Origin of the sequence: Leucobacter aridicollis, assembly GCF_024399335.1 — a bacterium.
GTDB lineage: Bacteria > Actinomycetota > Actinomycetes > Actinomycetales > Microbacteriaceae > Leucobacter > Leucobacter aridicollis_A.
On record NZ_CP075339.1, the window covers coordinates 1,873,667 to 1,886,032 of the forward strand.

Annotated in this window: 9 protein-coding genes; all 9 read left to right on the forward strand. The window is 64.6% G+C overall.

Annotated features, from left to right (window positions below; translation table 11 throughout):
• Positions 1 to 5 precede the first annotated feature (5 nt).
• The 9 genes from KI794_RS08415 (at position 6) to KI794_RS08455 (ending at position 12,313) form a co-directional block, all read left to right on the forward strand.
• Positions 6 to 1,553, forward strand: coding sequence for a hydantoinase/oxoprolinase family protein (locus tag KI794_RS08415; protein ID WP_255807744.1), 1,548 nt, complete (start codon positions 6 to 8; stop codon positions 1,551 to 1,553).
• Between the two features lie 2 nt (positions 1,554 to 1,555).
• Positions 1,556 to 2,686 carry a DUF917 domain-containing protein gene (locus KI794_RS08420; protein ID WP_255807745.1) on the forward strand — a complete coding sequence of 377 codons (1,131 nt, stop codon included), beginning with the start codon at positions 1,556 to 1,558 and terminating at the stop codon, positions 2,684 to 2,686.
• Complete coding sequence (locus tag KI794_RS08425) at positions 2,683 to 3,837, forward strand: DUF917 domain-containing protein (protein WP_255807746.1); 1,155 nt, start codon at positions 2,683 to 2,685, stop codon at positions 3,835 to 3,837. Before KI794_RS08420 ends, KI794_RS08425 begins: the two co-directional genes overlap by 4 nt.
• Before the next feature lie 103 nt (positions 3,838 to 3,940).
• Complete coding sequence (locus KI794_RS08430) at positions 3,941 to 4,978, forward strand: DUF917 domain-containing protein (protein ID WP_255807747.1); 1,038 nt, start codon at positions 3,941 to 3,943, stop codon at positions 4,976 to 4,978.
• Complete coding sequence (locus tag KI794_RS08435; protein ID WP_255807748.1) at positions 4,972 to 6,498, forward strand: PucR family transcriptional regulator; 1,527 nt, start codon at positions 4,972 to 4,974, stop codon at positions 6,496 to 6,498. The genes KI794_RS08430 and KI794_RS08435 overlap by 7 nt, the downstream gene beginning before the upstream one ends.
• Before the next feature lie 231 nt (positions 6,499 to 6,729).
• Positions 6,730 to 7,686 carry a LysR family transcriptional regulator gene (locus KI794_RS08440; protein ID WP_255807749.1) on the forward strand — a complete coding sequence of 319 codons (957 nt, stop codon included), beginning with the start codon at positions 6,730 to 6,732 and terminating at the stop codon, positions 7,684 to 7,686.
• A 167-nt stretch (positions 7,687 to 7,853) separates the two neighbouring features.
• Positions 7,854 to 9,695, forward strand: coding sequence for an acyl-CoA dehydrogenase family protein (locus tag KI794_RS08445; RefSeq protein ID WP_255807750.1), 1,842 nt, complete (start codon positions 7,854 to 7,856; stop codon positions 9,693 to 9,695).
• 3 nt (positions 9,696 to 9,698) lie between these two features.
• Positions 9,699 to 10,919 (forward strand): CaiB/BaiF CoA transferase family protein, encoded by a 1,221-nt coding sequence (locus KI794_RS08450; RefSeq protein ID WP_255807751.1) that lies wholly within the window; start codon positions 9,699 to 9,701, stop codon positions 10,917 to 10,919.
• A gap of 110 nt (positions 10,920 to 11,029) precedes the next feature.
• Positions 11,030 to 12,313 (forward strand): MFS transporter, encoded by a 1,284-nt coding sequence (locus tag KI794_RS08455; protein WP_255807752.1) that lies wholly within the window; start codon positions 11,030 to 11,032, stop codon positions 12,311 to 12,313.
• The last annotated feature ends 53 nt before the right edge of the window (positions 12,314 to 12,366 follow it).

The following is a 12,366-nucleotide window of genomic DNA, read 5'->3' on the forward strand; positions in this document are numbered from 1 at the left end:
GAATCATGCATATCGGGATCGACGTCGGCGGCACCAACACCGACGCAGTGCTCATGAACGGCAGCGAGACGCTCGTCGGCATCAAGCACTCCACCACCCCTGACGTGACGGCGGGCATCATCCAGGCCATCCAGGGGCTCCGCGACAAGCACAGCTTCGCGGGGGCCGATATCACGGCAGTGATGATCGGCACCACGCACTTCATCAACGCCCTCGTGCAGGCCAAGCGCCTCGCCCCCACCGCGGCTCTCCGCCTCGGCCTGCCTGCGACCCAGGCGCTGCCGCCGCTCGTCGATTGGCCAGCGGAACTCAAGGACGCCATCGAGGCTCGCAGCTACCTCGCACACGGCGGCTACGAGTTCGACGGCCGCCCCATCAGCCCGCTCGACCCCGAGGAACTCCGTGCGCACGCCGCTGATATGCGGGAGCACGGGATCCGCTCGGTCGCGATCTCGTCGGTGTTCAGCCCCGTCAACCACGACCTTGAGGTAGAGGCCGCGCGCATCGTTTCCGAGGTGCTCGGAAACGACGTCGCAGTATCGCTGTCGCACGAGATCGGCCGCATCGGACTACTCGAACGCGAGAACGCAACGGTCATCAACGCCGCGCTCCGCGAGCTCGCGTCCGAGATCGTCGACGGCCTGACCGCCGCGGTCCGCGCCGAGGGTATTGAAGCGCCGATCTTCTTGAGCCAGAACGACGGCACACTGATGGACGAGGACTACGTGCGCCGCTACCCCGTCGCGACCTTCGCGTCTGGCCCAACAAACTCGATGCGTGGCGCTGCGCTCACGAGCGGGCTTGAGACCTGCGCGGTCATCGACGTCGGTGGCACCACAGCCGACGTTGGGCTGCTCATCAACGGGTTCCCGCGCGAGACCGCGAATGAGGTAAAGGTGGCCGGCGTGCGCACGAACTTCCGGATGCCTGACGTGCTCTCGCTCGGCATTGGTGGCGGCAGCATCGTCGACACGGAGACCGCCGAGGTCGGGCCGGAGTCCGTTGGTTACCGACTCTCCACCGATGCGCTGGTCTTCGGCGGCGACGTGCTCACGGCGACAGACATCGCGGTCGCGGCGGGCCGCGCGAACATTGGCGACGCGTCGAAGGTCGCGCACCTCGATCCCGCATTCGTGCAGCGCGTGCTCGACAGGATTGCGGAGCGCGTCGCGGAGGCCGTCGATCGGATGCGCACGTCGCCCGAGCCGATCCCGGTCGTCGCTGTCGGCGGCGGTTCCGTGCTGCTGCCCGACGTGCTCCCGATCTTCGGCGAGGTCTCCAAGCCTGAGAACTACGCCGTCGCGAACGCGATCGGCGCCTCGATTGCGCAGGTCGGCGGCGAGATCGACAAGGTGTATTCGATCGCGCCGGGCGAGCGCGAACAGACTATCGCCGAGGTGCGCGCCGAGGCCATCGAGAAGGCGGTCGCGGCGGGCGCGAAGCCCGACACAGTCGCCATCATCGACTTCGATGAGGTGCCTATTCCGTACCTGCCAGGCAACGCCACGCGCATCCGCGTGAAGGCTGTCGGCGACCTGAGCATGGAGGGCTAACCGTGAGCTGGAAGATTTCAGTCGACGACATCGACGACCTCGCGCGCGGATCCGCCGTGCTCGGCACCGGCGGGGGCGGCGACCCGTACATTGGCGGCCTGCTCGCAAAGGAGGCCCTGCGGCGGCACGGCGACGTCACCGTCGTCACGCTCGACGAGCTTCCCGACGACGCGGTCGTCGCCTGCGTCTCGATGCTCGGCGCGCCGACCGTCATGGTTGAGAAGCTTCCGAGTCTCGACGAGGTCATGCGACCGGTAACAGAACTCAGCGAGCACTATGGCCGGCCGATCACGCACATCATGTGCATCGAGGTCGGTGGCGTGAACTCGACGATCCCGATCGCAGCGGCCGCCGCGACGGGCCTGCCGGTGCTGGACGCTGACGGCATGGGCCGCGCCTTCCCCGAGCTGCAGATGGTACTCCCGACGCTGTATGGCGTCACATCATCGCCGCTCGCGTACTCCGACGAGAAGGGCAACGTCGGCGTGCTCCGCACCGTCGACAACGCGTGGGGTGAACGGATCATCCGCGTCGCGGCCGTCGAGATGGGCTGCTCCATCATGCTGTCGGGCTTCCACATGTCGGGCGCGACCGCGAAGAAGGCACTCGTCGCCGACTCTCTCTCGCTCTGCGTGAACGTTGGCAAGGGCATCGTCGACGCACGTGCGGAGAAGGTCGACGCCGTCGAGCGGGCGACCGATATCCTTGGGGGCCGCGTGCTCTACGGCGGCAAGGTCACCGATGTCGAACGCGCGACCACCGCGGGCTTTGCTCGCGGCCGCGCGACGATCGAGGAGGATGGACGCACCCTCACCCTCCTCTTCCAGAACGAACACCTCATCGCGGAACTCGACGGCGAGGTGCTCGCTACAACCCCCGACCTCATCATGGTGCTCGACCACGAGACGGGCGAGCCCGTCACCACGGAGGGCCTCCGCTACGGCCAGCGCGTGCGCGTCATCGCTGCGCCCGCCGACGAGCGTTGGCACTCACCGGCGGCGATCGAGATGGTCGGCCCGCGGTACTTCGGCTACGACCTCGAGCCGCACCGCTTCGACGGCTCGGTGCGCCCGGGCAGCCCGATCGCCGACGCGGCGCCCGACGCGTCCCAGTCTGCTGGAGCGACGGCGTGAGCTGGACACTGACCGCTGCCGACCTTCCCGACCTGGCGCGCGGTGCCACCCTGCTTGGCACGGGCGGCGGGGGCGACCCCTACATCGGGCAGATGCTCGTCCAACAGGTCCTCGGGGACGGCGGGATCACCATCCTCGATCCCGACGAGCTCGCCGACGACATGTTCGTGATCCCGACCGCTCAGATGGGCGCCCCGACCGTGATGGTCGAGAAGATTCCCGCCGGCACCGAACCGCTCGCGGCGCTCCGCACGCTGGAGACGCACCTCGGGCGGGCAGCGGAGGCCACAATGCCGATTGAGTGCGGCGGCGTGAACTCGATGATCCCGCTCATCGTGGCGGCAGAGTCCGGCCTCCCAGTTGTTGACGCTGACGGGATGGGGCGCGCATTCCCGGAGCTCTCCATGGAAACGTTCGCCGTCTACGGCGTGCAGGGGTCGCCGCTCGCTCTCGCGGGCGAGCGCGGCGAGCACGTCATTATCGACACCGGCATCGACAACCGCCAGATGGAATCGTTCGCCCGGGCGATCACGATCCGGCTCGGCGGCGTCGGCCACATCGCCGAATACGCCATGACCGGAGCGGATGTGCGTAGGACCGCGATCCCGCGTACCCTCTCGATGGCACTCGCGCTCGGGCGGGCGATCAGGATCGCGCGCGAGGAGCACCGCTCCCCCTTCGCAGCGCTCGCTGACGCGCTGTCGGCGACGCTGTACTCGCACGTGCGCGAGCTGCACGTGGGGAAGGTCGTCGACGTCGAGCGCCGGACGACCGAGGGCTTCGCGCGCGGCAGGGCGGTCATCGAAGCGGTGGACGGTTCGGGTGAGCCCGTGGTGATCGCCTTTCAAAATGAGAACCTCACGGCGTACCGCGGGGAGGAACTGCTCGCGATCGTTCCCGATCTCATCTGCATCGTCGACCACGAGACGGCAGAGCCGATTACGACGGAGGGGCTGCGCTACGGCCAGCGGGTGCGCGTGCTCGGCATCTCGACGCCCGACCTCATGCGCACCCCCGAGGCGCTCGACACGTTCGGGCCGAGCGCCTTCGGACTCACTGAGACGTTCGTACCCGTCGAAACGCTCTCCGGCGCTCCGATCGCTGGCGCAGCGGGCGGTGCCGCGGACGGTGCCGCGGCTCCCGTCCGGTAGCGGACCGGTCTGGGCGTACGGAACATGGGTGCGCGTCGCGTCGCAGCGCGCACCCACACCCCGCCGAGGTCCCATCCCGGCGGCATCATCTACGCTTGAATACATGGCTCTCACCCTCACGTCAGCCGACCTCCCGCTGCTCTCGGCGGGGGCATCGTTCTGCGGCACTGGCGGCGGCGGCTCCCCCAAGCTCACCGAGCTCATGGTTCGCTCGGCATTCTCGGAGCCGATCGAGGCCGTCCTCCCGGGCGAACTGCCGCCGGACACTCAGTGCTTCGCGCCCGCATTTGCCGGGTCGACGCTTCTACTCAGCGAACGACTCCCCTCACACGACGACTTCGGCAAGCTCATCGCGGTCGCCGAGCGGTGGATCGGCGCGAGGCTTGAGGCGGCCTGCTCGTTCGAGGCCGGCGGGATGAACGCGCTGACACCCTTCCTCTTCGCCGGCGACCGCCTCATCATCGACGCCGACTGCAGCGGGCGCGCCGTCCCGACTCTCGACCGCACGAGCCTCTACATCGAGCGGCTTCCCGGGCTGTTCGCCGTGTGTTCCACGGGTGCCGGCGGCGTCGCCCTCATCACATCCGAACGCGCGAAGGACGTTGACGGCCTCATGCGGGCGGCGATGATCCAGTCCGGTGGCGCGGGCGCCGTGCTGTTTGCCGGCTTCAGCGCCCGCGACCTCGAGACGGCTTCGCTCCATGGGCACCTCGCGCGCTCCCTCGAGTTCGGTCGGGCGCTCCTCGAGACCGCCACCGCCCCGGTCTCGACGCTCGCCGACCGGCTCGGCGCCACGCTCGTTGGCGAAGGCAGAATCGTGAGCCTCACCCAGGATTCCCGCGACCCTCATGTGCATGCCGCCGAGGTCGCCGGGAGAGACGGCTCCGTGATCCGGCTCGTGTCGCGCTCGGAACACCTCGCCGTACTCGTCGACGGCGAGACTGTCGCGGCCGCGCCCGAGTACATCGTCGCGGTCGACGTGCTCTCGCGTGAACTCATCGAGGTGACGGACCTGCGGCTGCACCGGCACGTGGCGATCCTGACCCGCCCCGCCGACGACTGGTGGCGCAACTTCCCGCGGCGCGCGGCGAAACTCTATCCGTCGTCGTACGGCCTGACCGGATTGGATCCCGAATGGTAACCACCCCGCGCACCCCACAGGCTACGCTCGACCTCGCGAGCCTGCTTGCCCACCCCGACAGCGGCGGCGTCACCCACATCGCAGGCCCGGCGACCGGCACCTGGCAGAACCTCACTGTCGACGAGCCCGAGTCAGCCGCCGAGGGGCTGCTCGTCGCCACCACCGCGTTTCCTAGCACGAGCTGGCAGCAGGACGCGCTCGTGCGCCGGGTCCGCGATCGCGGGTTCGCAGCCCTCGCACTGACTGGCGCCAGACTTGCTGGCCCTGGCGCACGAAAGCTCGCGGACAGGCTCGAGCTCACCCTGCTCGACGTTGACCGCCCGATAGCGCTCGCCCGAGCCGGCTGGCAGCTCCAGCAGGCCAGGGACGCACTTACTATCGACTACGTACGCAAGGTCGCGCAGGCCTTCGAATACCCCGCGGCGGACCTCGCCGACCTGCTCGGTCACCTGTGCGCAGCCATCGGGCATGGGATCGCTCTCATCGATTCCGGAAGAACGGTGCAGCAGGCCGGTGGCGTGCTCTCACCTGAGCTGCATGCCGGGCTCTCCTTCACGCCCTGGATCAGCGTCGCGCGTGTCGGCGACGCTGCCGCCACCTCGGTGCGCGTCGACAGTTCGACCAGACGCGGGTTGCGGCTCGCAGTGTTTGATGCCGGGCTCAGCGACGTGCAGCTGCGCGCGCTCTCAACGGTTGCGGAGATCATGATGCCTGCCGTGGCGGCGCGGATCCTGATCGACGAGCTCGACACCGTGAACGACGCGTCCTCCTCAGCTGACCTGCTTCGCGCGTTCATTGAGCTCCGGGGGGTCCGCGACCCCGATGTCCACAAGCGTATGGCCGAACGAGGCTGGCGGACGGCGGGCTATCACCTGGGGTTCCAGTTCACAGCTCGCACCCGTGTCGACCCGGTGGGGCTGCTGCGCGCGGTGTCGCACGAACTCACCGCAGTCTCGGTCGAGTCGCGGGTGGCGCTCAGCGGAGGTGGCGTGTTGGGCTGGCTTACCTTCACGGATCCGCCCGCCTCGAGCGAGGTGGAGCGGTTCGCGGGCGCGCTCAACGGCGTGCACCAGCAACTCCGTCGGACACGCGATGTGGCGCTCGGCATCGGATCGCTACAGAGCGGCGAGACCGGGCTCGCCCGCACACTCAACGAAGCCGGCGATGCGGCAAAGATCGCGACGTCGCGCTCTTCCTCCGGCTATCTCGTGCGCGTGGACAGCCTGGGGCTCGAACAGCTCCTCCTCGCGTGGACAGGCACCGACACGTTTCTACCTGCCGCCGAATCACTGCTCGCTCCGCTCCTCACCGAAGCGCCAGAGCTTCTCGACACCCTCGCCGCGTACTTCGATCACGAGTCGGGCATCCAAGCGACTGCCGCGGCGCTCGGGCTGCATCGCAATACCGTCTCGCAACGCGTCCAACGTGCGCAGGAACTCGTTGGCGCGGATCTGACCTCACCGGAGACGCGGCTCGCGCTCCACCTTGCGTGTCGGGCGGTGCTCGCGCCGAGGGGTTAGGGGCGCAACGTTCGAAGCCGCCGTATGACTCATGCCTGCCGCCTCGAACACCTTCGTCCGCTCGGAACAGGCGCGCTCACGAGCGAGACGAGACGAGGCCAGGCAGGGCTCGCGCTCGCCTAACGCCCCAAGTAATGCAAATATGGAATGCAGCTATACGACAGGCGTATCAACTTCCGAGCAATAATCGTCTTTCAGGTATCGACAGCACCCGGTTCAGAGGAGTTTGCAATGGAGCAACACCACGTCGTGGCTTTCCTCGCACTGACTGAAGAACTGCATTTCGGACGGGCAGCGGACCGCGTGTTCGTCACGCAGCCCACGCTCAGTAGAACGATTCGCAGCCTCGAGTATGAGCTCGGCACACGTTTGTTCGACCGACTGCACCGTCGAGTGGAGCTCACGGAAGCGGGATCCGCCTTTCTCGAGCCCGCGCGAGCGCTGTACGCGTCGTACGAGCGAGCGCTGAACAGTGTCGTCGCGGCGGCCCAGGGTCTCAACGGGACCGTACGTCTCGTCTTCACCGGCCCATCGTCCTATCGGCGTGTCGCCGACCTTGCCTCAGCGGTCTCCTCTCGTTTTCCGAACGTCAAGCTCGAGCTCATTGGCGGCGGGTTTGCCGGTGAAGGGTTGCACCGGCTGCTGAGCCATACAGCTGATGCAGCACTCGGTCGGTGGACAACGCTCCCTGAAAGCGTGTCGGCTCGACCCCTCAGCCAGGAAAGGTTCGTCATCGCGGTCCCGAGTACTCATCCTTTGGCGGGAGAGTCGAGCGTTCCCTTCGGTGCTTTCGCTACGGAACCGTTCATTCAACTCAAGGAGCGTTCTCCCTCCGTGGTCACTGAGAGGTTTACTGAGCTCTGCGCCCACTACGACATTTCTGCCAGCATCCGGCAATCGGCACCAGACACCTGGACCGCACTTGCGCTTGTCGCTTCTGGAGTTGGGGTCGCACTGACGCTGACCTCGGTGCGCGACAACACCAACGTGTCGGGGGTGACGTTTCTCGATCTTGATGATGACGTGGCGCCGACGTGGTTGAGCTTAGCTTGGCTGAAAGCGAACGACAGCCCGGCCCTCGCGTCAGTGCTTGGGGCGGTTGATTCCCTGCAAGAGCCCGGCACCCAAGACCGGGTACAAGGGTCCCCACCGCTTCGGCTCCGGAATCGAACCGGCCCCTGCGAGTAGCGCGGTATGCGCAGCCTGCATCAAGCGATGTGAAGTTCGGATCGGTAGGTTGAGTTGTGCGCGACATGCTGGAGGGGAATACACCCCCGAACAGGAATGGATGCGCAATGTCCGATCTCCACAATGCCTCACACCATACCCGCTCGGAAGAGCGGTACGAAGCCTCGATGCCAGACACTTACGGAACAAACGCATTCGAGAACGACCTCGATCTACAACGAATACTCGAATCCACGTTACCCACCCAGCTCTACGCCCAAGCGAAACCGCATCTTGCACGCCTGGGGCGGCTCGTGGGCACCACCCTCGATGATCTCTCTCGTCGCGCTGACGCCAACCCTCCACGGCTTCGTTCGCTCGACAAACGAGGCAACCTCATCAATGAGGTTGAATTTCATCCGGCCTACGCGGAATCTGAGCGCATCGCAGTGGAGGAGTTCGGTCTCGTGTCGATGTCTCATGAACCGGTCTTGGACTTTGCCCGCCCGGTTCCACACCTGCTGAAGTACGCATTCTGGTATGTCTTCGGTCAGGCCGAGTTCGCGCTCGCCTGCCCCATGAGCATGACAGACTCCGCCATTCGTGTGCTCCGACGCTTTGGCAGTGAGCAGCTGAATCACGCCTACGCGGAGCGAATGGTAAGCACGTCTGCCGACCGCTTCACCGGGGCCCAGTTCATGACGGAGAAGCAGGGCGGATCAGACGTCGGAACAAACACAGTCGAAGCCCGCAAAGTCGGTGACGAGTGGCGGCTGTGGGGCAACAAGTGGTTCTGTTCGAACGTTTCAGCAGACCTTGCCTTGGTCCTTGCACGACCCGAGGGAGCATCACCAGGCACCTCAGGCCTCGCGATGTTTCTCATGCCACGCATCCTGCCAGACGGCAGCATGAACAACTTCAGAATCAGTCGCCTTAAGGAAAAGCTCGGTACCCGGGCGATGGCTTCTGGTGAGGTCGATTTCTTCGGTGCGGTCGGCCATCTTGTCGGTGATCTGGGAACCGGGTTCAAGCAGATGATGTCGATGGTGAACTCGTCCAGACTCTCAAACGCGATGAGGTCGACTGCGCTCATGCGTCGAAGCTTTGTCGAAGCACTGACCTCAGCACAAGGACGGCCGGCCTTTGGAGCCCTCCTCGTGGCGCAGCCACTCATGCGCGCCACGCTATTTCGCATGCTCCTCGAAACGGAAGCGGCGACTGCGATGCTCTTTCACACCGCGCAGATCTATGACCACGCAGACCAGGCACTCGGGTCGCTGACGCCCCCCGAGCGTGCCCTCAGTGTTCCGCCGGAACCTTTCTCCCGGTATGTACGACTCCTCACCCCCATGCTCAAAGGAGTCATCTGCAAGCGCGCTCGGACGGTTGTTGCCGAAGGAATGGAAGCGCGTGGTGGCAACGGCTACATCGACGATTGGGTGGATGGAAAACTATTGCGCGACGCTCAACTTGGTTCCATTTGGGAGGGGACCACGAGCATTGTCGCGCTCGATGTCCAGCGCGCAATTCTTCGGGACAATGCGGGAGCCCCGTTCTTTGCGGACATCCAGCAGAAACTCAAAGACCTTATCTCCGACAAAACGGTCAGCCCTATCGCGCAATTCCTGATGGACTGCAGCAACGAAGCGGAACGTACGGCTCGGGAGCTCGACCTTGTTGATGCCGCCGAGCGCGAGCTCGGGGCGATTGAGTTCATGAACAAGATGTACAACCTGCTCGCTGCAACTCTGCTGCTCGAGCTGGCCGACCGAGAGGCCAACGACCTCGGGAGCTTCAGAAAACTGGCGGTCGCACTTGGATACATCGAAACGCACATGCTCCAGGCGACGGGGCCGCAGGAGCCACCGAGCTTCCTGCTCACCGCAGCAGGTGAGTCGGTCTTGACAAACGCTCACGTCGAACTCGAGTCGCTGACTGAGACGCACGGTCGAGTTGTCGAGCACATTCACATGTTGAAAGCAGCCCGCGGCAGCGCCCTCGCAGCACACCCAAGTACGAGGGAGGGCTGAGCGATGAGCTCGGGCGCGGGGCAAGTGACGAGCGGGGCGCTTGCCGGAATCAAGGTGCTGGACCTCAGCCGTGTCGTGGCTGGGCCGCTGTGTGCGAGCCTACTTGGCGACCTGGGCGCAGACGTCATCAAAGTGGAAGGGCCGAACAACCGTGATGAGACGCGGGGCTGGCTCCCGCCAGACGTGGATGGCGTCGGGCTGTACTTCGCTTCTGCAAACCGCAGCAAGCGCGCCATCGCTGTCGACATCAAGGAGCCGGAGGGACGAACACTGATCCTCGAACTTGCGGAACAAGCGGACATCGTCATCGAGAATTTCACCACTGGCACCCTTGACCGGTTGGAGCTCGGCTATCAACAGCTCTCGGCGATCAACGCGGGCATCATCCTGTGTTCTATCACTGGCTTCGGCCAGACAGGCCCCGCCCGCAACGAACCCGGCTACGACTTCATCGCTCAGGCCATGTCGGGGTTTGTCTCGATGAACGGCGCGCCGGACGCCGAGGGCACCAAAACGCCGATTGCGTTTGCAGACCTGCAAGCCGGTCTCCATGCCACCATCAGCGTACTCGCCGCGCTCCACGCTCGAGCGACGACAGGACGGGGCCAGCACTGCGACATTTCACTCCTCGATTCGATGTCCTTCTCACTGCTCAACCTGGCAACAACGTACCTGAATACTGGCGAGGTGCCCCCGCGGTATGGGAACGAACACCAAACCTTGGTTCCGTACCAAAGGTTCGACACGCTCGATGACAGCGTGATAATCGCAGTGGGCAACGATGCTCAGTTCACCCGCCTCTGCGAGGCCCTCGGGGACGCAGAGCTCGCACGTGATTCCCGCTTCCTCACCGCAAGCCAACGGATCTCCCACCGAGACCAGCTCATTCCAGTCCTGCAGGCCCAACTGCTGCGTTGGCAGTCGGCGGATTTGCTCACCGCACTTCGAGAGGCGCGGGTACCGTGCGGTCCGGTCAATACAGTGGCGCAGCACTTCGGCGATCCGCAGGTCACAGCCCGCGGACTTGTTCGTAGTGTCAGCGCTCCCGGACACGTCTCGCTCAAGCTGCTGAACTCACCGCTGGGCCTCGGTGACACACCTACGAGGATCACGCTCCCTCCGCCACACTTTTCGGAGCACACAGATGAAGTACTTGCGGGCCTTGGCTACTCCCCCAGTGCCATTCGCAACCTTCGCGACAAGGGCGTGATACCAAGCACTTGAGTCAACCGAGGTCTTCGCCCGAAGACCTCAGACCCTTCATTCAACGATGCATGAAAGAGGAATACCTGGAGCAAAAGAGACTTACTAATCCACGGGCTATCTGGGTTGCAGTGTTCATTTCTAGCTTCCTCGGGCTCTTCGTAGACGGATTCGACCTACAGATGCTGTCGCTCACGCTTCCCAGTTTGAAGGCGGAGTGGGGACTCACAAATACGCAAGCGGGGCTCCTCGGCACGGCCTCTCTGGCGGGCATGGGCTTCGGGGGCGTCGCGGGCGGTTGGCTCGCGGACAGGTACGGCAGAGTCAGAATGGCAGCCCTCATGATCATTCTGTTCTCGATCGGCTCCTTTGTCTTAGGCTTCACCGAGGCTCCCTGGCAATTCATGGCTGTTCGCTTCATTACCGGGCTTGGGCTCGGCGCTGAGTACACCATTTGTATGATGCTGATGGCGGAGTACACCAACGCGGATCGCCGCGGAATTACGATGGGTGCCTTGATGGCCTCGTACTCGCTCGGATACCTCTCTGCGGCGCTATTGTCAGGCGTGATCATCCCCAACCACGGTTGGCGCTGGATGTACTGGATTGCGATACTGCCAGTTCTGCTGGCGCTGTATATCAGGCGCGTAATTCCCGAACCTGCCGGATGGCGAGAGCGACAGGAGAGCAGCCGGAAGGGCTCAACGACACCACGAGAACGGAATCAGTGGCGACAGCTCTGGAGCAATCGGCTCACCAGGAAGCTCTTCTTCCTCTGGACCGCTGTCGCGATCTTCCTCCAGTTCGGCTACTACGGCGTCAACACCTGGCTCCCGTCATACGTCGCTGGCGATCTTGGCGTTGAGTTCTCGTCAATGACACTCTACGTTGCAGGGACATACACGGCGGGGCTGGTGAGCAGGCTACTCGGTGGCTGGCTTGCCGATCGCCTCGGAAGACGGCTCGTGTTCTCAATCGGTTCCTTCGTCACCGCCGCGCTGCTTCCGATCATCTATCTCTACCAAAACCCACAGAACATCATCGCCTTCCTCCTCATTCTCGGTTTCATGTATGGCTGGCCATATGCCGTGAACGGCGCCTACATGAACGAGAGCTTCCCCACAGAGCTGCGCGGCACAGCGACCGGTGCGGCCTACAATATTGGCAGAATTGGGGCTCTCCTCGCACCGCTCATCATCGGTGTGATCGCTGACTCATTTAGTGTCGGCCTCGGGCTTGCCGCGCTTGGCATCGGGTACGTCGTGGCGGGCCTGATCACGTTCTTCTTCATTCGAGACAAACTCTTTGATCCCTCCCAGGCTAATACCGATGAAATACAGCAGCAACGCGCCCTGAATGCCGGCACACGCCCGCGTTTGCGCCGGTCGCACGTGAGCGGGCCTCACACCGACTAGACCGTCGCCCATAGCGTCGTCGCGGGCGAGCTGGTTCAGCCGATCGGGCCACA